This is a genomic window from Duganella sp. CF458 (assembly GCF_900113115.1).
In the GTDB taxonomy this organism is placed as follows: Bacteria; Pseudomonadota; Gammaproteobacteria; order Burkholderiales; family Burkholderiaceae_D; genus Rugamonas.
Window position 1 is genome coordinate 75,362 of sequence record NZ_FOOF01000011.1, and the last position, 19,856, is coordinate 95,217.

Consider the following 19,856-nt stretch of genomic DNA (forward strand, 5'->3'; position numbering starts at 1 on the left):
CTTAGTGCTGCAGCAGGACGTTGATCGGCTCCAGGTCTTCTTCCTTGAGCGAGCCGGCCGCCGACTTCAGGCGCAGGCCATTCATGATGGTGTCGTAACGGGCCTTCGACAGGTCTTTCTGGGTGGTGTACAACTGGCGCTGTGCATTCAGCACGTCGATGTTGATGCGCACGCCCACCTGGTAACCCAGCTTGTTCGATTCCAGAGCGGACTTGGACGACACTTCCGCCGCTTCCAGCGCCTTGACCTGGGCCAGGCCGCTGTTCACGCCGAGGAAAGCCTGGCGCGCGGTCTGCGCGGCCTGGCGACGCGAGGATTCCAGGTCGTTGCGGGCCTTGTCTTCCAGCGCGATCGATTCACGCACCTTGCTGGTCACGGCGAAGCCGTTGAAGATCGGGATGTTCCAGCTCACGCCGATGGCGTTGTTCTTGTTGATGCCGCCGTTCGGGCCGGTGGAGGTGATACGGGTCGAGTTGGCGATCAGGTCCAGGGTTGGCATATGGCCTGCGCGCTGCTTGCTGATCTCGCGCTTGGCGATCTCCACATTCAGCTTGGCGCCGGTCACGCCGTAGTTCTGTTCTTCCGCCGCCGACACCCATGGTTCCAGCGTTGCCGGCTGCGGGGTGGCGATGGTCACGCCGGTACGCAGCGGTGCCAATGCACCAGGCGCCTGGCCGATCACCTGCTGCAGCGCGGTGCGCTTCACTTCCAGGTCGTTCTGCGCGGCGAATTCCTGCGCCACCACCAGGTCGTATGCCGCTTGCGCTTCATGCGTGTCGGTGATGGTCTGGGTACCCACTTCGAAATTGCGCTTGGCCGACGCCAGCTGCTCGGTGGTGGCGGCCTTCTGGGCCTGGGTCGCAGTCAGGTTGTCCTGCGCGGTCAGCACGTCGAAGTAGGCTTGCGACACGCGCAAGATCACGTCTTGTTGCGCTTGCGCGAACACAGCTTCGGCCGCGGCGGTGGACAGCTTGCTCTGCTGGTAGTTTTCCCAGTTAGCCCAACGGAACAGGGGCTGGGTCAGTTGCACCTGTACCTGGCCGTTGTAGTTTTCCTTGTCGACGAAGCCAGTCTTTTCCGGCGACACTTCGCCATCGTTCTTCAAGTGCTGGCCGCTGGCGGAAATGGTTGGCAGCAATTGCGAGCGCCCCTGCACCGTGCGTTCCTGGCCCGCCGCCAGCGCGGCACGCGCACTGGCATAGGTGGCGTCATTGGCGAGCGCCTGTTTGTACACCTGGACCAGGTCGGCCGCTTGCGCATTCAGCGAGAACAGGGCGCTGGATACCAGCACGGCGAGGAGGGGTTTCTGCATTTGCATCTCCGTTGGAGTCGTCAAAAAGGGTTAGTTTTCGTGCCTTAGTACTGCGGCATCGAGCTGTCTACCTGCACAGCCCAGGCGTGAATCCCGCCTGTCAGATTGCTTACCTTGCTGAAACCATGATGCTCGAGGAAAGCTGCCACGTTGAGGCTGCGCGCCCCGTGGTGGCAGATGCAGACGATTTCTGCATCCTCGTCGAGATCGTCGATGCGGGCCGGGATGGTCTGCATCGGCATCAGGGTCGAGCCTGCGATATGGCAGGTCCCGTATTCCCAGTTCTCGCGCACGTCCAGCAGGAAAGGCTTGGCGCGGCTTTCGTCATTCAGCCAGCCGGCCAGTTCCGGTGCGGTTAAGTGCTGCATTGGCGTTCCCTTAGAAAGTGAACGCCGAAGGTTTCACCGCCAGGTCGAGCGGCTTGACATCGGTCTCAAACAGTTTGACGGTGTCGTAGCCGTGGTCGCCGGTGCGGGTAATGCGGTGCGCGGACATCACCGGCGAATCGCCGATGATGGCCACGATGCGGCCGCCTACCTTCACTTGCTGCAGCACTGCTTCCGGCAGTACCGGCAGCGAACCGGAGAACACGATCACGTCGAACGGCGCGCCGTTGGACCAGCCCTGGGCGCCATTGCCCAGTTCCACGGTCACGTTGGAGATGCCGTTTGCCGTCAGGTTCTTGGCCGCCAGCGCCTTCATTTCAGGAGCGATTTCGACGGCGGTTACGTGGCGTGCACGGTGGGCCAGCAGGGCGGCCAGGTAGCCGGTGCCCGCGCCCACCAGCAGCACGTTTTCATGTTTCTTGATCTGCGCATCTTGTGCGATGCGCGCTTCCAGCTTCGGGGTCAGCATTTGCTCGCCACCCTGCAGCGGGATGAAAGTGTCGACAAAAGCCAGGTTCTTGTAGGCTTCCGGCACGAAATTCTCGCGTTTTACGACCAGCAAGAGATCGAGGATGTCCGTATCCAGCACATCCCAAGGGCGGATTTGCTGTTCGATCATATTGAAACGGGCTTGTTCGATATTCATCTTTGTTGACTCGGTGAGGGATAAATAATCCGTCATTTTATCGTTTGTCTGGTCAGGTGGGCATATTAACGATTAAGACAACGGATCGCGGGAAATTGCGACAGTCTGCAGATTTGGGGGGGTGAACGACCAAAATCGGCAATTTAAGCTGGCTTTTGCGGGGCCAGTCCCTGCTGCACCAGTCCCAGGAAGGACTCCATGAAAGCGTCGGCATCGACGCCCTCGTGGGTCTCGCAGGGGAAGAAGCTGTGCTTCCACATCATCAGCGTCAGCACCGGGGCGATCAGGACGTTGGTCATCATCACCGGGTCCAGCGGGCGGAACTCGCCGCGGCTGACGCCGCGTTCGAGGATGCGGGTCAGCAAGGCGCTGCCGCGCTCAATGACTTCTTCGTTATAGAACCGGGCCAGTTCGGGGAAATTGCCGGATTCGGCCATCATCAGCTTGGTCAGGCCGGCGGCCTTGGTGGCACCGACCTGGGTCCACCAGGTGCGCAGCATCTGGCGCAGCAGCTCGTCGCTGGGCATGTCGCGGGCGGCGGCCGCATCGCTTTCGGCCTGGCCGATGGTTTGCACGATGGTCTCGCGCACCACGGCCTTGAACAGTTCCTGCTTGTTTTCGAAATACAGGTAGAGCGTGCCCTTGGAGACGCCGGCGGCGCGCGCCACGTCTTCCAGGCGGGTGGCGGCAAATCCACGATCGACGAACAGCTCCAGCGCCGCCGCCAGCAGTTCCTGCGGGCGCGCGTCCTTGCGCCGCTCCCAGCGGGGCTTGGTATCAGTCGGGGCTTGCATGATAATAATTGCGTGGAATTGCGTTCCGGTAACTTACTTGTGAGTCATTTATATTAGTTCCCCCACCCGCCCGCCGTCAAGTTTCCGGTCTTGGGCGCCAGCAGCGGCAGCGCGGCGCTTGACTTGGGCTGGCAGCGGCATGATAGTGAATGCGAACGCCGCATTACCCGGAATAACCATGGGACGCCTAGTTTTCGCGACATGCCTTGTGTTCGCCGCCTGGTGTACGGACGCGCGCTCCGACACGTTCAAGGTCGGCTTCTACAATTACCCGCCGATGATGATTGAGAGCGGGCAGGCCGGCATTTATCAGGAAATCCTGGACGAGCTGAGTCAGATCACCGGCCATCGCTTCCAGATCCGCTACTTTCCCTACGCACGTCTTGCCAGAGAGTTCGACCTGGGCCAGATCGACCTCGAACCCGGTGTGTTCCCCGGCTGGGTGAAGCAGCAAAGAGTTCCCGGCAAATTTTCAGTGCCGTTTGGGAAAGTGGTCGACGTACTCGTGTTTGCCCCAGGCAAACATTTTCGAATGAACACGCCGAGGGACTTGAGCGGCAGAACACTCGGATTGGTCAGGGGATACACCTATCCGGACTTGCGCGAGCTGTTTGACAGTGGCATCGTGCATCGCTCGGACGCCGTGAGCGAAACGCAGCTCATGGCCATGCTCGCTGCCGGACGGATGGACCAGATCCTGATCAACAAGGCCGTCGCCCAATACAACATGTTCCTGGTGCCCAAGTACCGGGAATTCGTCCTCGGTGACGTTTTGGGCTCGTTTGACGTGTCGATGCGCGTCCACCCCAGCAAGAAAGCCTTGTTACCGGAACTGGATGAGGCCATCCTGGCCATGAAGCGCTCGGGGGCCATCGCCAGGATCTACGCCAAGTACGGCGTGAGCCTTTAAGACATTCGGGCCAGTCCGTTCAAGGCAAGCGCGCTCTCGCTGCCTCCACAGGGTCCGGCCGGGCCACCGCGTAGACTGCCTGCACCACCATCGCCATGCGTTGGTAATCGAGCTTGTCAAACGTATCGCCAGCGCGGTGATAGTTCGGATTGCGCATGAATGCCGTATCGGTCACCATCAGCGCCGGATAATCCTGCGCCCAATAACTGCGATGGTCGGAGAAATCGACCCCTTGCACCAGGCTGGGCGCGTTGAGCGAGTAGACCGGCAACTGCGACGCGCCCGACATTGCCGCCTTCACCGAACGGCTTGCGCCGAAGTCGCCGAATTGTCCCACCAGCGCGATGAAATTGCCGCGATCCGGATAGCCAAGTCGCATCGCGGCCAGCGGGTAGGCCTGGCTGCCCGGGCTGTCGCTGAAATAACCGATCATCTCCAGCGACAGCATCAACTCCACATCGCGTCCCGCCGCCTTCAATGCGCGGGCATGCCAAACACTGCCCATGTGGGGTGAGCGGAAGTGCGGCGGTTCCTCCAAGGTATACGCCACCAATTCAACCGGGCGTGCTGGTCCGGATTGTCCCAGCAAGCGCGCCAGCTCCAGCAGACCCGCAATGCCGCTGGCGTTGTCGTCGGCCCCGCGTGTCGCGCCGTGGCTGTCGTAATGCGCGCCAATCACCAGCAGCCGTCCACGCTCTGGGCCGAAGCGCGCCACGACGTTCTTGTAGCGCTCACCCTCGACCACCACATCCTGCAGCGATACCTGCCCACCCGCGTCCTTGAATTGCTGTGCGATGTACGCCGCTGTACGCTCCAGGTTTGCGCGGTGCGCGAATGAGCGTGGATGAAAATCGACGGACAGCTTTTTGACGTGCGCTTCAAGCCTGGCGGAATCGACCACTGGTGGCGTCGATGGCACGGCAGTCACAAAAGGTTGGCAGACCAATGCGGCCAACAGCAGCATTCCCGCACCGATGACAGCCAACGCTGCATGGCGGCGGCGAGGCCTGCGCGTGGGCGACTGCGAGAATTCCATTCATGTTCCTTGTCGTCAAATCAGAAAACGCAGTATGCCATGCGCCGGCTTGCCGCATTTCCTATCAGACGATTCTTACGTCCATAGGACGACTCGCACAATCTTTTCATTTGCAACCATTCGTCGCACAACTACTAGCCCGGGTGGGCTATGGTGGTCGCGACCCTGTTTTGTCACCATACCCTCGACGTCAAAAAAACGATGCCGTGACCATGTCGCGGCCGATGACCCACCAACCAAAACAGGATCGACATGAAATTCCAACGTACCGCCATTGCACTTGCCCTGCTCGCAGCCACCCTGAACGTTCAAGCACACGAAGACGACGAAGCCCCCGTCAAGTTCAAGCCGGGCATGCGCTACGGCGACAGCGCCTCGATGGGCAACGGCCGTTTCACCGCGTATACCAAGACCAGCCATAAAGGCAGGCCGGAAGCAGTCGGCGTGGAATTCCACGAGTCGACACTGAAGAACCTGCCGCATCATCCGCTCAACGACGGCAAGACCTGCCTCGACCTGAACCGCGACGACAAGATCGACGATCATGACGAGTGCGTCGGCGGCCATTCGCGCACGCTGTACTTCGATGCCAACCCAAGCCAGTTCAAGAACATCACCATCAACTGGGAAGCGCATGGCCACGTGCCGGACCAGGTGTATGACCGTCCGCACTTCGACTTCCATTTCTACACCATTCCCGACACCGAACGCCTGGCCGTGTTCACCGGCGATTGCCCGGGCCTGACCAATTGCGCCATCGAGGCCAAGGCCAAGAATCCGGTTGCACCGCAATACGTCCACGCCGACATGTTCAACACCAACCTGGTGTATGCGCACATGGGCAACCACTACGCCGATTCCACCGCGCCGGAATTCAACGGCGGCACCTTCACCAATACCTTCATCCTCGGCACGTTCGACGGCCGCATCACCTTCTACGAGCCGATGATGAGCAAGGACTACCTGGACTCCAAGCCGGACGACTGCCTGCCGGTCAAGCAGCCCGCTGCCGTGCAGACCGATGGCTGGTATCCAACCCAGTACTGCACCCGCTACAACGAGAAGAACAAGACTTACCGCGTTTCCTTCGAAGCCTTCACCTACCGCAAAGGCAGCTGAAGCCTGCCCGCCAACTTCACTTACTGAGGAATCATCATGGAACAGTTCGACGCAATCGTCGTGGGCGGCAGCGTATCCGGCGCACCCACCGCCACCTGGCTGGCCCGCAAAGGATATAAAGTGTTGATGGTGGAGCGCGACACCTTCCCGCGCGACACCAACTCCACCCACTTCATCTGGCCGCGCGGCATGTCCTACCTGAACCGCCTGGGCGTGGCCGGCAAAGTGCTGGAGCAGACCCCCAGCTTCAAGCAGCTGGAAGTCTCGATCGAGGGCATCAGCCTGCATGGCGGCGTGCCGGTGCAGGCGGTCAAGGACCGCTTCATCAAACTGCACGGCAATGACGACGGCGTGGTCGACTACTATTCCGGCCCGCGCCGCTTCTACCTGGACAAGGTGCTGCTGGATGAAGCGCGTGCTTCCGGCGTCGACGTGCGCGAAGCCACCACCGTCCAGTCGCTGATCGTGGAAGACGGCCAGGTGGTCGGCGTGCGCGGCAACGGCCCGAACGGCGCCCTGTTGGCGCGGGCCCGGGTGGTGGTTGGCGCCGATGGCCGCATGTCGCAATTTGCCGGCATGGTCGGCGCCGAAAAAACCGTGGTGCGCGAAAAGTCGACTTTCGCCTACTACGGCTACTTCAGCGGCATCGACAAGCCTGAACTGTGCATCCACAAGCGCGGCCGCTTCGGCACCGCCATCTTCCCGACCATGGAAGACCGCCACCTGGTGCTGGTGTACGGCCCGACCGCGTGGTGGAGCGACTTCAGCAAGGATCCGGAAGCGAACTTCCACAAGACCTACCGCTACGTGGCGCCGGAAGTGGCCGACCTGGTCGCCCAAGGCAAGCGTGTGGAAGAGTTCAAGGCCATGGGCCGCATGGTGGCGTATCACCGCCAGACCTACGGCAAGGGCTGGGTGCTGGTGGGCGACGCCTGCAGCTTCAAGGACCAGTGGACCGCGATGGGCATCACCCACTCGCTGCGCGATGCCGAACTGGTAACCGGTTACCTGGACCGCGTGCTGAAGCACGAAGTCCCGTTCGAGCAAGCGATGGCCGAGTACCACGAGGTGCGCCAGGCCGACTACGAGGACTACTGGGGCTTCGTGTGCGACGGCGCCGAGTGCAACCCGTACACCCGCGAACACCTGGAATTCTTCCATGCGATCCAGGCCGACCAGTCCAAGGTCGACCACTTCATGGGCCAGGTCGGCGACACCATCCCGTTCTCGCGCGCGATCGCGCTTGATGGCGAGACCCGTGCGCTGCCTGACTTCATCAAGAACTACGACCCCGAGGCGCGGAACTACTTCGCCAACCTGTACCAGGAAGCGAAGGCCGCGGCTTAAATCGTTATCCCCTCCTGTCGCGCCGGCCCGCCCGCCGGCGCGCATCCGTCGTTCCCCACCCAAAGGAAACCATCATGCAAGCGACATCCATTGGCGTTGACGCAGCATCCGCATTGCGTCTCAAAGCGCCCGGCACCTGCGGCGAACTGATGCAAGGCGCCATCGACGAACAGGACTTCCTGGTCAACTGCCCGGTCAACCTGTTTTCTTACGCCACCGTCGAAGAACACGACGACGGCCTGTACCTGTCGGACCTGAACCGCTTCACCAAGATCCGCGACACCATCTCGCTGGCCGCGCACGAGTACGCTTTCCGCCTCGGCCACAAGGTCGCCATCCACAGCGACATCCCGCGCGGCAAAGGCATGGCGTCCAGCTCGGCCGACATCACCGCCGCGCTGGAAGCCGTGTTCCGCAGCGCCGAAGTGCGCCTGGACGCCCAGCTGTTCGCGCGCCTGGTGACCGAGATCGAGCCGTCCGACTGCGTCCACTTCCCCGGCATCGCGGAAGTCAACCACCTGACCGGCCGCCTGCTCGACTCGATGCCGGCGCCGGCCGACCTGAATGTGCTGGTGGTCGATTGCGGCGGCGAGATCGATACCATCGGCTTCGACCGCAAAAGGGCACGCGCCATCTACCGCCAGAACCAGCCTTACCTGAAGGATGCGCTGGCCAAGCTGAAGCGCGGCCTGCGCCATGCCGATCCGCTGTCCGTGGCCGATGCGGCCACCGCCAGCGCGACGCTGAGCCAGCAGATTCACCTCAAGCCGCAATTCGACGAAATGCTGGCCACCAGCCGCGAGCTCGGTGCGCTCGGCGTCAACTGCGCCCACAGCGGCACCGTGCTGGGCGTGATGTACCGCGCCAGCGACCGCCTGGGCGACACCCTCAAACACGCCATCACACAGCGCTTTGGCAAGAGCGTCGAGATCGTGGGCGACTTCAAGATTATCAGCGGAGGATGCTATGACTGCTAACAACCTGGATATCTTCCAGACCCGATTCCACAACCCGTCCATCTTCGCGATCCGTTCGCGCACCAAGTACCAGGGAAAACTGACCGACTTCTGCGTGCCTGCCAATTCCTACTTCCCGCCGCCGCGGATGCTGGAGCTGATCGCTCAGAACATGGGCGACATCCTCAAGTACTACCCGGACTACTCGCCGGTCTACCAGCAATGCATCGCCGACCTGGTCGGCACCCCGGCCGAAAACATCGTGGTGGCGAACGGCATCACCGAGATCATCACCATCCTGTGCCGCGACAGCGGCGGTCCGATCCTGACTTCGGTGCCCACCTTTGGGCGCTGGACCGACCTGCCGCCCGAGTTCAACGTCCCGGTCCATTTCGTGCACCGTGAACGCGCGCGCGAGTTCGTGATCGGCGCCGACGACGTGATCGCCCGCGCACGCGAAACCGGCGCCAAGACGGTCGTGATCTGCAACCCGAACAACCCGACCGGCGCCTGGTTCAGCGGCGAGGACATCCGCAAGATGGCATACGAGCTGTCCGACATCGACAGCCTGATCATCGACGAATCCTTCATCGAGTTCTCCGGCCTGGAGAGCGCCGAAGCGCTGGCGATGGAGTCGCCCAACGTGATCGTGGTGAAGAGCATGGGCAAGTCGCTCGGCTGGCACGGCATCCGCCTGGGCTACGCGGTAGCCAATACGCGCGCCGCCGCCATCCTGCGCGCCAAAGTGCCCTACTGGAACGTCAACGGCCTGGCCGGCTTCGTGCTGAAGAACATCGGCCAGTTCAAGGAAATCTATGCGCAAAGCTTCGTCAAGGTCGCGCAAGACCGCGAGTACATGTATCGCCAGCTGCAAACGGTGCCGGGCCTGAAGACCTACCCGTCCAAGGGCAACTTCCTGTTCAGCGAATTGCCGGAAGGCGTCTCGGGCAAGCAGGTGCGCGACATCCTGCTGGAACAGTATGGCCTGCTGATCCGCGAATGCAGCAACAAGGCCGGCTCGACCGAGCAATACCTGCGCAGCGTGGTGCGCGTGCGCGAAGACGCCGACAAGCTGGTGGCCGCGCTGGCCGAAGTGCTGGCGGCCTATGCGCCGGCCGAGGCGGCGTGATGGACTCCGCCATGGTGGCGCCGTCGCTGCTGGTAACAGTGGCGCAGCGGCGCGAAGAAGCGCTTGGCATCGCCAGCTTCGAACTGCGTGCGCTGGATGGCGGCGAGCTGCCGCCATTCACCGCCGGCGCCCACATCGACGTGCTGGCGCCGAACGGCATGCTGCGCCAATACTCCATCTGCAGCTCGCCACTGGAGCGCCAGCGCTACCTGCTCGGCATCCTGGACGAACCGGCGTCGCGCGGTGGTTCGCGTGCACTGCATGCGGAGGTCGGCGTGGACGACCTGCTGTCCATCAGCGTGCCGCGCAACCACTTTGCCCTGGTGCCCGCCACACGCAGCTTGCTGCTGGGCGGCGGCATCGGCATCACGCCGATGCTGGCGATGGCGGCGGAACTGGCGGCGCAAGGCCGTGCATTCGAGCTGCACTACTGCGTCCGTTCGCGCGAACACGCCGCCTTCCTCGACCTGATCGCCCAGTCGCCGTGGTCCGATCGCGCCCGGCTGCACATCGACGACGAGGGGCCGTACCAGCATTTCAATGCCGACGCGCTGCTGGCGGTGCCGGATGCCGATACCCATGTGTACATCTGCGGCCCGGCCGGCTTTATCGCCCACGTGCGCGAGCGCGCGGCGGCGCATGGCTGGGCGGCGGCGCAAGTGCATGTGGAACACTTCGCCGCACCGGCGCAAGAGCTGCCCGAACCGGGCGCTTTCGATGTGCGCATTGCCAGCACCGGCAAGGTGATCCGGGTCGGCGCCGACCAGACGGTGGCCGGCGTGCTGGGCGAACATGGCATCGCCATTCCGCTATCCTGCAACGAAGGCCTGTGCGGCACCTGCATCACCGGCGTCCTGGCGGGCACGCCGGAACATCGCGACTGCTACTTCACCGAAGAAGAGAAGGCGCGCAACAACCAGTTCATGCCTTGCTGCTCGCGCTCGCTGGACCAGACCCTGGTTCTCGACCTGTGAAAAAGGCGCCATATCGATATGGCGCCTTTCTTCCTCAAGAAGCCCGCCGTAGCGGGCTTCGTTTTGCCTTACAGGGTGGCCATGCCGCCGTCGAACAGGATGTTCTCGCCGATCATGTAGGAAGAATCGTCGCTGGCCAGGAACAGCACGGCTTTGGCAACTTCGTCCGGCTGGCCGAAGCGCGAGGCCGGCACTTTTGCCATCAGTTGGCCGGCCCACTCCTGCACCGCTTCCGGTGGCAGGCCCAGCTTGCCATAGATCGGGGTTTCGATCAGGCCCGGGCTGATCACGTTGACGCGCACGCCGCGTGGGGTCAGCTCGGTCGACAGGGTACGCGCCAGCGAACGCACGGCGGCCTTGGTGGCGGAATACACCGCCAGGCCGGCCACGCCCTGCTCGACCAGGGTGGTGCCGGTCAGGACCACGCTCGACGGGTTGTTCAGCATCGACAGCACGCTTTGCACGGTGTAGATCACGCCCTTGAAGTTGACGTCGACCTGGTTGTCGATGTGCTTGGCATCGACGTCCGAGAAAGGCATCGGCTGGGCGATGCCGGCGTTGGCGAATACCACGTCCAGGCTGCCGAACACCGACTTCAGCTTGGCGGCCACGCCGGCCATCTCCGCTGCCGAGGATACGTCGGCGCGCAGCGCCAGGACGCCTTCGCCCAGCTCCTTGCCGGCCGCTTCGACGCGCTGTGCGTCCTGGCCAATGATCGCGACGCGTGCGCCTTCTTTCAGGAACAGCTTGGCCGTCGCCAGGCCGATGCCAGTGGTGCCGCCGGTGATCAGAGCGGTTTTGCCAGTCAGTCTACCCATCATCTTCTCCTTGAAAGGCCGCCCTGCAAGAGCGGCAAAAATTGAAAAATACCGGTTCGTGTTTATTTATGTACCGATAGGTATTTAATATACCGGTTAGTATAATATTCGTCAACCACACGATTGAATGGAGATCACCATGACGCGCGAACGCGGCCGCCCACGCACTTTCGATATCGATCATGCCCTGGACCGGGCCGTGGAAGTGTTCTGGAAACACGGCTACCAGGACGCTTCCTTGCACGAACTGACCGATGCGATGGGCCTGTCGAAACCGAGCCTGTATGCGGCCTTCGGCGACAAGGAAGCCCTTTACCTGAAAGGCCTGCAGCGCTACCTGTCGCTGCTGATCGCGCGCCACGCGGCCAAGCTCAACGACGAGCCGGACGGCCGCACGGCGCTGGAAGGCTTCCTGCGCTCGCTGGCCGGGATGCTGGCCGATCCCGACCTGCCGGGCGGCTGCTTCATCATCAACGGCACGGCCGATTGCGGCGGCTCAAGCATTCCCGCTTCGGTGGAGATGGCGCTGCGCACTGCCCTGCAGGGTACCGAAACGATGGTGCTGCAACGCCTGCAGCGGGCCGAGCAGGACGGCCAACTGCCGGCCGCGCTCACCCCGCAGGCCATGGCCGCGTTGTTCGGTTCATTGATTGCCGGCCTGGCGGTGATGGCCAAGAGCGGCGCCGGCCAGGCCAAGTTGCTGACGGTGATCGAGACGGCAATGGCCGTGTGGCCCAAGCCCCCGGCGCCCGCGCGCAAGCGCCACCTGAAGGCGGCTTAGACTTCGATCAGGCCGAAAGAGATGGCCTTGGCCACCGCGTGCCCGCGCGTGGAAGCGTTCAATTTGGCCAGCAGGTTGCTGACGTGGATCTTCACCGTCCACGAGCTGATGCCGAGGATCGAGGCCATCTCCGAATTGGACTTGCCGCCGCAGATCCACTTGAGCACTTCCTGCTCACGCTCGGTGAGGATCTTCTTGGGGCGCTTGTTGCCGAATTCCTCGACATGGGTCAGCGCGTAATGCAAATGCGGTACCAGCAGCTGCAGCAGGAAGGCCGTCTCGCGGTTCCACTGGTCGAGGTTGCCGAAACTGAAGTAACAGGCGTGCTCCTGGCTCAGGCTCATGACGCCGTGGATGGCGACGTTGCGGATGCCGTGCCGCTCGGCCTTGGCCAGCCAGGCGCGGTCGCCCGGCAGCAGCAGCGATGAATCCGGGTCGACGAAAACAGGGCTGCGCGTCTCCACCCAGCGCCGCAGCGCAGGACATGGGCAGTGGTTGTCCTCGACCACAAAGCCGTTCATGAAGGCGGCCGGGAAACTGAAATTCACCGCTTCCACGATGCGCCGGTCCGCCATGCGCATGCAGCCGCAAGCGAACATCGCATGGGGCAGCACATCGCGCAGGCGCGGGCCCACCACGGTGCTGAAATCCTGAAGCGTCGATACGCTGTGGCAAGCCTGAATGAAGGCGGCAACGGCGGCGGTCTGCTCTGTACTGAGGCTGTTCATGGCGTCTGTCAACTCTGAAGGTGCGTACAACCAATGTCGAGATCCTGCTCGGCGAATTTCGTACCGATAGGTATCTAATGTAGCGAAGTATATAAAATTTGTCAACTTTTCGATCTGGTCGAAATAGCTATGGGCCGAACGCTCCCTAGCCGCACTTTGAATCTGTTTGTTGTTTTTTATATAATCTTCGCCAGCCGGCGTCGATGCCTCCGTTGCCCGCGGCATTTGCATGCCCGGGGCGACGGAGTGGTCATAGTGGACCAGGGGAGAGGATGCAGGAATCAGTACTGCCACCCAAATTTCAATGGCGGCAAGTACCCAATTTAAACCTGGCCGGCCAGCTTGCAGCCTTGCAGTGGGCGGACCGGAATGTGATGGAAGGGCCTGACCTTACTTGGCGCGCGTTGCGTCGCTTTTGGCTGGCTCGATCAGCACCAGTTGGCCGGTCTTGGGGTCGCGGAACACCTCGCCGACCCGGTCGTAGCCGCTGCCGGCTTGCGTGACGCCGGCGGCCGGGCGCTCGATCTGGCGTCCCTTCTCCACCGGCTTATGTTGCAGCGCGCCCTGGCTGCCGGCGATGGCCGCGATCAGGCCGCAGGCGAACACCAGCATCACGTCGACCAGGTTGACCAGGCTGGCGCGCGGGTCTTCGTCGCTGTCGTCGAAGCGCGAGTCGAGGTGGCGGTACAGGCGCAGGCGCTGGCGGGCCGCAACCGCGGCGGGGGCGGGGGCTTGGGCCTGGTCCCTCATGCGGCGTGCTCCATCGCATCCAGCGTTTCTTCGTACCAGCGGCGGCGCAGCTTGCCGATCACCAGGCCGGCGATGCCCGCCACCAGGCCGAGGACGGTGGCGTCGAACGCGACCGTCACGGCGCTGGCCAGTTGGGCGGGGTTGCCTTGGCCGAGGGCGGCCAGGCCGGGGCCAAGGGGGATGATGGTGGCCATCAGGCCGAGCATCGGGGGAATTCGCGCCAGCAGGTCGGCGCGCTCCAGGCGGTGGCGCGCCAGGGCCTGGATGTGGGCGGCGTTGCCGGCTTCGCGTAGTTTTTTCAAGCCGCCGAAACGTTCGCCGGCGGCGATGCCTGCTTCGACCGCCGCCACTGCGCAGGCGACCAGCAGGGCCAGCAAGGCTGGGGCAAGAAGGAAGCTGACGCCGTCGTGCAGCCAGGCGTAGGTTTGGTTGTCGATCATTGGTGTGCTCCTTTGTAGATTGGTGTTTGGGTGCCGCGCAGGACGCCGAGTGCGAACAGTGCGATGCCCGCTGCCGCAGCGGCCAGCAGGGAAAGCAGCTTCATCGCGCGCTCGGCGGGGGATTGTGGTGGGTCGGCGAGGTCGCGCAGCTCGTAGGCGCGGGCCTTGGCTTGCGTGGCGTTGCCTTGCGCTGCCACGACAGCACCGAACTGGTTCGCGTCCTGCGTGGTGCGGAGTTCGTGCGAAGGGCGGTCGGCGCGCACGGCTGCGGGACTATTCTCCGCTGCGTCCTGCCGGAGCGCGGCGCCCACTGCATCGGCGGCGAGCGCGTCGCCGCGGGCTTTGGCGAGCGTGGCTGCCAAAGCCTGGGCATCGGCTGAATCGAGTTGGGGCGTCAGCCATTGCCACATGGGATGGTCAGGCGCGGTATGGCCGCTGCCTGGCAGGCCGTTGCCGGCAACCAGGCGCGCCAGTTCGCCGCCCATCTTCTTGATGGTGGCGTCGTCGGTCTTCCAGAAGCCCTTCTCGGCCGCCACCATGAAGATCGCCAGCATATGCGCCTTGGCATGCGCGTTGTGGCGCTGGCCGAGGAATTGCGGCAGTCCCAGTTTATGCGCATCGTCGAAGTAGACCGACTTCACTTCATTCCAGGCCCAGTTTTTCACCAAATCCGGGCGCGTCACCTGCCAGCCCCACAGGTTTTCGAGGAACTCCTGCCCCATGGTTCGCGCGCCGGCATAACCGTGTCCCATCAAGGGCTTGATCCAGGCCGGATTCAGGAAGCGGCCGCGCAGCTCGCCAAGCATGGCGGAGGCAAGCGGCTCAACGTCGGCGCGCCCCGGTTGCGCATGCTGCAGGATCAGCGCCTCCGGCACGCGGCCGGTGCGGCTTTCGACAGCCAGCGACAGGCCGCCAAGGTAATCAAAGGCGTCGTTGTTATCGAGCAGGCCGTACAGGTTGCTGGCGCGGCCATGGTAAGTGCGTGTGATGCCGTCCAGCGCAACATCGAAAGCGGCGTGGCTCGATTCGCCGCTGGCGTCCAGGCCGTAAGCGTGGCCCATGCGGTTGCGGTAAGCCTTGCCGATCTCGTCGCGTTCGCGCCAGGCTCCCGAGCGTTCGGTCAGGCGGTTGACGCCGGCACCGTAGGCACCCGGCGCATCGCCGAAGATGCGCTGGGCTGCGGCACGCCCGGCTTCGGCCGGCGGCATGCCGCCGGCCTGCAAGGCCCGCACCCGCACCAGCCACTCGCGCGCCACACGGTTGCTGGAGGCGGGTTCGCGTCCCCAGGCGATGCTGGCGCCCGTACTGCCACTGCCGGCACCGGCGCTGCTGCCCAGCGGCGCCAGGGCGGACTCCAAAGCCTCGCGCAACGCCGGTTCCTGCTCGGCGATGCCGGCGGCGGAGGCTGCCAGGGACAGGCGGCCCGCGCGGTCGATCAGGCGGATCAGGTTCGGGTACAGGTCGCGAAACAGGCCGGAGGTAGTCACCAGCGCATCGCGCCGCACGGCGCCCGGTAGCAGGCGCACGTCATTGACGATGCCGCGCGCGTTCCAGACCGGCTCGGCGCCCATCATGGCCAGTGCGAATGCCACCATCACGCCTTCATCGCGGACCGCGTCGGATGCCCACAGCAGGATGCCCTCGCTGCCCGCATCGGAGCGCTCGCGCGCCGCCGCCTTGGCAGCCAGGCTGGAGCCCATCTGGTAGCCGATCCGGGTCGGCAGGATATCGCCATCGACCGCATGGAAGTTGCGCCCGGTCGGCAGCGCCTCCGGCGAGCGCAGCGGGTCGTTGCCCTTGCCCGGCTCGATGAAGCGGCCCTCCAGGCCCGCCAGCAGCCCGCGCATTTCATTCAGCGGCGAAGCGGCCAGCTTGCGCGCCACTTCAGGGTCGTCGATACCGCCCTTCTTCATCGACTCCAGCATCAGGTCGATGGATTCCTGCTTCCACGGGCGGCCGAAAATGTGCAGGCCGTGCGGCATGAATTTTTCCTGCAGCTTGGTCAGGTAGTGTCCGACTTCGTGCGCCAGCAGGTCGTCGTCGGCAGCATCGAAACCGATGCCGCGCACGGCCAGCACGTCGGCCATCGAGGCTTCCAGTTCCGCCTTTAAATTCAAGGCCACCACGCGCTCGCGCATCAGTTGCGCAGCCTTTTCCTTCAGCGTGTCGGAGCCGGCAGCCTCGTAGCTCTCGACGATCTGGCGCAGCGACAGCAGTTCGTCATACAGCGGCGTGGAGGCCAGCGGCGGCGTCAGGTGGTCGACCATCACGGCCAGGCCGCGCCGCTTGGCCTGCGTGCCTTCGCCGACGCCGTCCACGATATAGGGATAGATGCCCGGCAGGTCGCCCGCAATCAGGCTGGGGAAATCGTCGCCCGACAGGCCGACCGCCTTCCCCGGCAGGAATTCATAAGTCGAATGGCGGCCGACATGCACCAGCGCGTCGGCCTTGAAACGGTCGCGCAGCCAATGGTAGAAGGCCAGGTACTGGTGCGGCGGCGGCACGCTGGTATTCGCGTGCAGCAGTTCTTCATCGACTTCCCATCCGCGCGGCGGCTGTGGGCCGATGAATACATTGCCGAACACCAGGCCCGGCACCAGCAGCTTGCCGCCATCGACCATGATCTTGCCGGGCGCGGGTCCCCAACCCTTCAAGCCCTCGATGCCGTAAGACGCCACGCGGCGGCGCAACGGCTCCAGCGCGGAACAACGGCGCGGCGCCTTCGCTTTCAGGCATGCCGCATAGCCATCGGCCAGCGCGGCCAGGTCGCGGATTGCCGCCTCGCGCTGCGGATGGTCGGCGCCCTCCACCAGGTGCTGCAACTCCTTGATCACGACTTCGGCCTGCTTGCGGCCCAGCGCCCATTCGCCGGCGGCTTCCGCTTCCAGCACGTCGGCGTGCAGGCGGCCCAGCAAGCCGCTGGTCATTTCGCCTTGCACGCGCGGCGACAGTGTGGCGAACCATTTTGCGTAATCGGCGGCGCTGACGCTGTTCACGGAACCGGCCAGTTCGCGCAAGGCGCCGCGGTCTTCCGGCAGGTTGACGCCGTGCGCCATGATGCGATCGAGCAGCGCCTCCGGCGTGGCGGGCAATTCGCCAACGTTGTAGCCGGCGCCCTTCATGGCATGCAGCATGTCGAACAGCGAAGCCGGCACGTCGAGGTTGTCGGCGCCGATGTTCTGCCGGCCCGGCGGATGGTTGTAGTAGACCAGGGCCACGCGCTTGTCGCGGTTGGATTTGGCGCGCAGCGCCAGCCAGCGATCGACGCGCGCGGCAAGGCGTTCCGCTTCCGCCGCCAGCACCACCGGCGGACGGTTCTCGATGCCGGTCAGCTTGTCGCGTTGCGGCTCGCCCAGCGCGGCCACCACGATCGGCTGGCCGATGCCTTGCAGCTCCGGCAGCGCCACGCGGTACTGCACGGAATCCGGCGGCAAGCCGTCAGGAGAAAGGCGCCATTGCATGGCCGTGCGGTCGGACAGGCGGATCGCCTTGAACAGCGGGATGTCGAGCTTCTTGAATGCATCGCTGACAGCCTCGCGCCCTTCGGCGGCGCCGACCACAAAGTCCTGCAATACCACCATCGCCGCCGGAACGGCCGGTGCAATCAGCTCCGGCAAGCGCTCCAGCGCCTCGCGCGAGGCGCCGCCCCAGCGCGGCAGCACCTGCACGCATTGCTGGCCATTGCGCTCGATCCGGCGGCACACGGCATCGGGCACCGTGCCATCCATATTCGACAAGTCCAGCACCACCACCGTCGGCCGCGCCTGCACGCCCAGCTGCGCGGCCCGGCCCCACGCTGCCGCGTCATGCAGCTCGCGCTGTCCAACGCGCAGGCGCAGCGTCGGTTCCGGCTGCGGCTGCGCCAAGGCCTGCGCCGGGTCGAGCAGGTGCGCCAACAAGGCCGCCGTGTTGTCGCGGCCCCCGGCCTGCCACAGCTGGCGGGCGGCCAGCCACTGCCCCGCTGCGGGACGCGCCCTGGCCGCCTGCAGCGCCGCTTCCGGCGGCTGTTCGGCCGACAGCTGGCGCAGTGTTTCCGGCGCAAAGCTTTGCAGGCTGCCTTGCCGGCCGCGCGACAGCAGGCTGAGCGTGGCTTCGCCGTTGATGGCCAGCACCGTGGCTTGCGGGCGGGCGTGGCGCGGCAAGGCTTCTTTCAGGCGCCGCGCCGGGTCGCCGAACAGCGATACCGCCAGGATGCTGTCGGCCTGCGCCAGCCACTGGGCGGCTTGCTTGTCGTCGGCCGCCATCCACTGCGCCGGCGTGCGCAGCACGATACGGTCCTGGGGATGGCTGGCCAGGTGGCGGTGGGCCGCCTCGATGGCAATGGGCGCGGCGCGCTCGGTGACGATGGCAAACAGCACGCCGGCATTGGCACGCGCGCAAGCGAACGCACATAGCAGGACCGCAATGGTCCGGGCAAAGGTAGTGGTAGGCACAGCAGGTTTCCGAGCACGCAAAACCACACCCCGGGCTTTGCACAATCAAAGTGACTGGCCGGTCTTCTGGCTCGCCTTCATCCTCCCCTGGCCTGGCCTTCCCGTGCGATGCACAGTGGCGTTGGTCAGCTTCGTCCGGCTTACAGCAGCGGGGGCTGCGCCGGACTGGCGCAAGATGGCAATCTCGCGCGGCACCGGCTTCCCGTTTCACCTCCCTGCAGGCTTGCAGGAAGGCACCAATCACACAACGTGCGCCATTCTAACAGACTGGCATTGGCGAACAATCTAGCCAGAAGAACAACGACTGTTGTTATAAAGATCCACTGCTCCAAAAAGATTGGTAATTCGTGAGAATTAGGTATTTACTGCTAAGTACGCGTCAAAGAACGTGTCTGGGAGAGTAAAAATGCATAACAAGACAACATTACAAGTCCTGGCAGCGGCCTCCGGACTTGGGGATGAGCGCATCCAGGAACTCTGGGAAGGGGCGGATATGTACGCCCGCGCCCAGGCTGGGAATCCGGATTCGCCGCGCTACCAGCAGGTGCTGCATGAGCGCATGGCGGCCATGGTCGAACGCGAAGTGGCCAAGCGCCACGACGCGGACGGCGAACCCTGGGTGCTGGCCGACGCCCACCTCGGCCAGATAGAAGTGTCGCTGTCGGACGCCCTCAAAGCCTTCGGCGGCCGCACGCAACACGTTGTCCATTAGCCAGGCAAAGCCGCCAGCAAGGCTGTGAACCGCACCCCGATCCCGTGCCGTCCACAATGCGGCGCCTGTTGTACGGCGCCCGCCATCTCCAGCCCGATTCCCGGCATGCCTGAAGGCAAACCGGCGGGCGTGCCTTGCATCCAGCTCGATTCACAACGGCGCTGCAAGCTGTATGGCTTGCCCGAACGCCCCCGCGTGTGCGTCGAGTTCGGCGCCGACGCAGCGGTGTGCGGCGAGTCGCGCGAACAGGCCATGCGCTGGCTGGGCTGGCCGAAGCGGTAAAATACTGCCCCATCATGAGTTTCCAATGCCGCCCCGCCTGCGGCGCCTGTTGCACGGCGCCCTCGATCACGTCCCCGATTCCCGGCATGCCGAACGGCAAGCCGGCCGGGGTGCGCTGCGTCCAGCTGGGCGACGATCATCTTTGCAAGATTTTCGGCCAGCCCGAACGCCCGGCGTTCTGCGGCGGCCTGCAGCCCTCGGCCGAAATGTGCGGCGCAACGCGCGAGCAAGCCATGCACTGGCTCACTGCGCTGGAATTGGCCACGGCACCCTGAACACGCCGGGCGCGGGCATTGGAAACGA

20 protein-coding genes and 1 riboswitch are annotated in these 19,856 nt (G+C 64.1%); of the genes, 10 read left to right on the forward strand and 10 right to left on the reverse strand.

What is annotated here, in order from left to right:
* Position 1 precedes the first annotated feature (1 nt).
* From BM269_RS17875 to BM269_RS17890, 4 genes are all read right to left on the reverse strand, one after another.
* Positions 2 to 1,312: a TolC family outer membrane protein gene (locus BM269_RS17875; RefSeq protein WP_090439757.1), complete on the reverse strand. Its 1,311-nt coding sequence runs from the start codon at positions 1,310 to 1,312 to the stop codon at positions 2 to 4.
* 44 nt (positions 1,313 to 1,356) lie between these two features.
* Entirely contained in the window at positions 1,357 to 1,680 is a 324-nt protein-coding gene (locus BM269_RS17880; protein WP_090439760.1) for a rhodanese-like domain-containing protein, read from the reverse strand.
* A gap of 10 nt (positions 1,681 to 1,690) precedes the next feature.
* Positions 1,691 to 2,344, reverse strand: coding sequence for a protein-L-isoaspartate O-methyltransferase family protein (locus BM269_RS17885; protein WP_090439763.1), 654 nt, complete (start codon positions 2,342 to 2,344; stop codon positions 1,691 to 1,693).
* Positions 2,345 to 2,487: 143 nt separating this feature from the next.
* Positions 2,488 to 3,138, reverse strand: coding sequence for a TetR/AcrR family transcriptional regulator (locus tag BM269_RS17890; RefSeq protein WP_090439765.1), 651 nt, complete (start codon positions 3,136 to 3,138; stop codon positions 2,488 to 2,490).
* Positions 3,139 to 3,316: 178 nt separating this feature from the next.
* Here BM269_RS17890 and BM269_RS17895 point away from each other — a divergent pair, with 178 nt between their 5' ends.
* On the forward strand, positions 3,317 to 4,048 hold the full coding sequence (locus BM269_RS17895; protein WP_170860411.1) for a substrate-binding periplasmic protein: 732 nt from the start codon (positions 3,317 to 3,319) through the stop codon (positions 4,046 to 4,048).
* A gap of 19 nt (positions 4,049 to 4,067) precedes the next feature.
* Here the strand turns inward: BM269_RS17895 and BM269_RS17900 are convergent, their stop codons facing one another.
* Positions 4,068 to 5,084 (reverse strand): M28 family peptidase, encoded by a 1,017-nt coding sequence (locus BM269_RS17900; RefSeq protein ID WP_211482718.1) that lies wholly within the window; start codon positions 5,082 to 5,084, stop codon positions 4,068 to 4,070.
* A 252-nt stretch (positions 5,085 to 5,336) separates the two neighbouring features.
* Between BM269_RS17900 and BM269_RS17905 the strand changes: the two genes are divergently transcribed.
* The 5 genes from BM269_RS17905 (at position 5,337) to BM269_RS17925 (ending at position 10,609) form a co-directional block, all read left to right on the forward strand.
* Positions 5,337 to 6,203: a hypothetical protein gene (locus BM269_RS17905; RefSeq protein ID WP_090439772.1), complete on the forward strand. Its 867-nt coding sequence runs from the start codon at positions 5,337 to 5,339 to the stop codon at positions 6,201 to 6,203.
* Positions 6,204 to 6,239: 36 nt separating this feature from the next.
* Positions 6,240 to 7,550 carry an NAD(P)/FAD-dependent oxidoreductase gene (locus BM269_RS17910; RefSeq protein ID WP_090439773.1) on the forward strand — a complete coding sequence of 437 codons (1,311 nt, stop codon included), beginning with the start codon at positions 6,240 to 6,242 and terminating at the stop codon, positions 7,548 to 7,550.
* Positions 7,551 to 7,624: 74 nt separating this feature from the next.
* A complete protein-coding gene (locus BM269_RS17915; protein WP_090439775.1) occupies positions 7,625 to 8,527 on the forward strand; it encodes a GHMP family kinase ATP-binding protein in 903 nt (300 codons plus the stop codon).
* Complete coding sequence (locus tag BM269_RS17920; protein WP_090439778.1) at positions 8,517 to 9,635, forward strand: pyridoxal phosphate-dependent aminotransferase; 1,119 nt, start codon at positions 8,517 to 8,519, stop codon at positions 9,633 to 9,635. The genes BM269_RS17915 and BM269_RS17920 overlap by 11 nt, the downstream gene beginning before the upstream one ends.
* Positions 9,635 to 10,609 carry a PDR/VanB family oxidoreductase gene (locus BM269_RS17925; protein WP_229204695.1) on the forward strand — a complete coding sequence of 325 codons (975 nt, stop codon included), beginning with the start codon at positions 9,635 to 9,637 and terminating at the stop codon, positions 10,607 to 10,609. The genes BM269_RS17920 and BM269_RS17925 overlap by 1 nt, the downstream gene beginning before the upstream one ends.
* A 68-nt stretch (positions 10,610 to 10,677) precedes the next feature.
* On the opposite strand, the gene BM269_RS17930 is transcribed toward BM269_RS17925, so the two are convergent.
* Positions 10,678 to 11,427 carry an SDR family oxidoreductase gene (locus tag BM269_RS17930; protein WP_170860412.1) on the reverse strand — a complete coding sequence of 250 codons (750 nt, stop codon included), beginning with the start codon at positions 11,425 to 11,427 and terminating at the stop codon, positions 10,678 to 10,680.
* A 139-nt stretch (positions 11,428 to 11,566) separates the two neighbouring features.
* On the opposite strand from BM269_RS17930, the gene BM269_RS17935 reads away from it, so the two are divergent.
* Positions 11,567 to 12,208, forward strand: coding sequence for a TetR/AcrR family transcriptional regulator (locus tag BM269_RS17935; RefSeq protein WP_170860413.1), 642 nt, complete (start codon positions 11,567 to 11,569; stop codon positions 12,206 to 12,208).
* Here BM269_RS17935 and BM269_RS30055 read toward each other — a convergent pair.
* The 4 genes from BM269_RS30055 to BM269_RS17955 form a co-directional block, all read right to left on the reverse strand.
* A complete protein-coding gene (locus tag BM269_RS30055) occupies positions 12,205 to 12,936 on the reverse strand; it encodes a helix-turn-helix transcriptional regulator (RefSeq protein WP_170860414.1) in 732 nt (243 codons plus the stop codon). The two genes, BM269_RS17935 and BM269_RS30055, sit on opposite strands and share 4 nt — an antisense overlap.
* A 390-nt stretch (positions 12,937 to 13,326) precedes the next feature.
* Entirely contained in the window at positions 13,327 to 13,686 is a 360-nt protein-coding gene (locus BM269_RS17945; RefSeq protein WP_211482719.1) for a hypothetical protein, read from the reverse strand.
* The gene (locus BM269_RS17950; protein ID WP_090439787.1) at positions 13,683 to 14,126 is read right to left on the reverse strand and encodes a MotA/TolQ/ExbB proton channel family protein; all 444 of its coding nucleotides are present in this window, start codon (positions 14,124 to 14,126) and stop codon (positions 13,683 to 13,685) included. The genes BM269_RS17945 and BM269_RS17950 overlap by 4 nt, the downstream gene beginning before the upstream one ends.
* Positions 14,123 to 18,559, reverse strand: a complete 4,437-nt coding sequence (locus BM269_RS17955) for a cobaltochelatase subunit CobN (protein WP_090439790.1) — start codon at positions 18,557 to 18,559, stop codon at positions 14,123 to 14,125. Before BM269_RS17955 ends, BM269_RS17950 begins: the two co-directional genes overlap by 4 nt.
* A 38-nt stretch (positions 18,560 to 18,597) precedes the next feature.
* A riboswitch (cobalamin riboswitch) is annotated at positions 18,598 to 18,815 on the reverse strand.
* Between the two features lie 150 nt (positions 18,816 to 18,965).
* On the opposite strand from BM269_RS17955, the gene BM269_RS17960 reads away from it, so the two are divergent.
* From BM269_RS17960 to BM269_RS17970, 3 genes are read left to right on the forward strand one after another with little or no spacing between them, the layout of a single operon-like run.
* Positions 18,966 to 19,271 carry a hypothetical protein gene (locus BM269_RS17960; protein WP_139232782.1) on the forward strand — a complete coding sequence of 102 codons (306 nt, stop codon included), beginning with the start codon at positions 18,966 to 18,968 and terminating at the stop codon, positions 19,269 to 19,271.
* A gap of 24 nt (positions 19,272 to 19,295) precedes the next feature.
* Positions 19,296 to 19,553 (forward strand): YkgJ family cysteine cluster protein, encoded by a 258-nt coding sequence (locus tag BM269_RS17965; protein WP_229204696.1) that lies wholly within the window; start codon positions 19,296 to 19,298, stop codon positions 19,551 to 19,553.
* Between the two features lie 14 nt (positions 19,554 to 19,567).
* A complete protein-coding gene (locus tag BM269_RS17970) occupies positions 19,568 to 19,828 on the forward strand; it encodes a YkgJ family cysteine cluster protein (RefSeq protein WP_090439796.1) in 261 nt (86 codons plus the stop codon).
* Positions 19,829 to 19,856 lie beyond the last annotated feature (28 nt).

Coding starts and splice junctions, on each gene's coding strand:
- BM269_RS17875 (WP_090439757.1), bottom strand. CDS start 1,312: ATGCAGAAACCCCTCCTCGCCGTGCTGGTATCCAGCGCCCTGTTCTCG.
- BM269_RS17880 (WP_090439760.1), bottom strand. CDS start 1,680: ATGCAGCACTTAACCGCACCGGAACTGGCCGGCTGGCTGAATGACGAA.
- BM269_RS17885 (WP_090439763.1), bottom strand. CDS start 2,344: ATGAATATCGAACAAGCCCGTTTCAATATGATCGAACAGCAAATCCGC.
- BM269_RS17890 (WP_090439765.1), bottom strand. CDS start 3,138: ATGCAAGCCCCGACTGATACCAAGCCCCGCTGGGAGCGGCGCAAGGAC.
- BM269_RS17895 (WP_170860411.1), top strand. CDS start 3,317: ATGGGACGCCTAGTTTTCGCGACATGCCTTGTGTTCGCCGCCTGGTGT.
- BM269_RS17900 (WP_211482718.1), bottom strand. CDS start 5,084: ATGGAATTCTCGCAGTCGCCCACGCGCAGGCCTCGCCGCCGCCATGCA.
- BM269_RS17905 (WP_090439772.1), top strand. CDS start 5,337: ATGAAATTCCAACGTACCGCCATTGCACTTGCCCTGCTCGCAGCCACC.
- BM269_RS17910 (WP_090439773.1), top strand. CDS start 6,240: ATGGAACAGTTCGACGCAATCGTCGTGGGCGGCAGCGTATCCGGCGCA.
- BM269_RS17915 (WP_090439775.1), top strand. CDS start 7,625: ATGCAAGCGACATCCATTGGCGTTGACGCAGCATCCGCATTGCGTCTC.
- BM269_RS17920 (WP_090439778.1), top strand. CDS start 8,517: ATGACTGCTAACAACCTGGATATCTTCCAGACCCGATTCCACAACCCG.
- BM269_RS17925 (WP_229204695.1), top strand. CDS start 9,635: ATGGACTCCGCCATGGTGGCGCCGTCGCTGCTGGTAACAGTGGCGCAG.
- BM269_RS17930 (WP_170860412.1), bottom strand. CDS start 11,427: ATGGGTAGACTGACTGGCAAAACCGCTCTGATCACCGGCGGCACCACT.
- BM269_RS17935 (WP_170860413.1), top strand. CDS start 11,567: ATGACGCGCGAACGCGGCCGCCCACGCACTTTCGATATCGATCATGCC.
- BM269_RS30055 (WP_170860414.1), bottom strand. CDS start 12,936: ATGAACAGCCTCAGTACAGAGCAGACCGCCGCCGTTGCCGCCTTCATT.
- BM269_RS17945 (WP_211482719.1), bottom strand. CDS start 13,686: ATGAGGGACCAGGCCCAAGCCCCCGCCCCCGCCGCGGTTGCGGCCCGC.
- BM269_RS17950 (WP_090439787.1), bottom strand. CDS start 14,126: ATGATCGACAACCAAACCTACGCCTGGCTGCACGACGGCGTCAGCTTC.
- BM269_RS17960 (WP_139232782.1), top strand. CDS start 18,966: ATGCATAACAAGACAACATTACAAGTCCTGGCAGCGGCCTCCGGACTT.
- BM269_RS17970 (WP_090439796.1), top strand. CDS start 19,568: ATGAGTTTCCAATGCCGCCCCGCCTGCGGCGCCTGTTGCACGGCGCCC.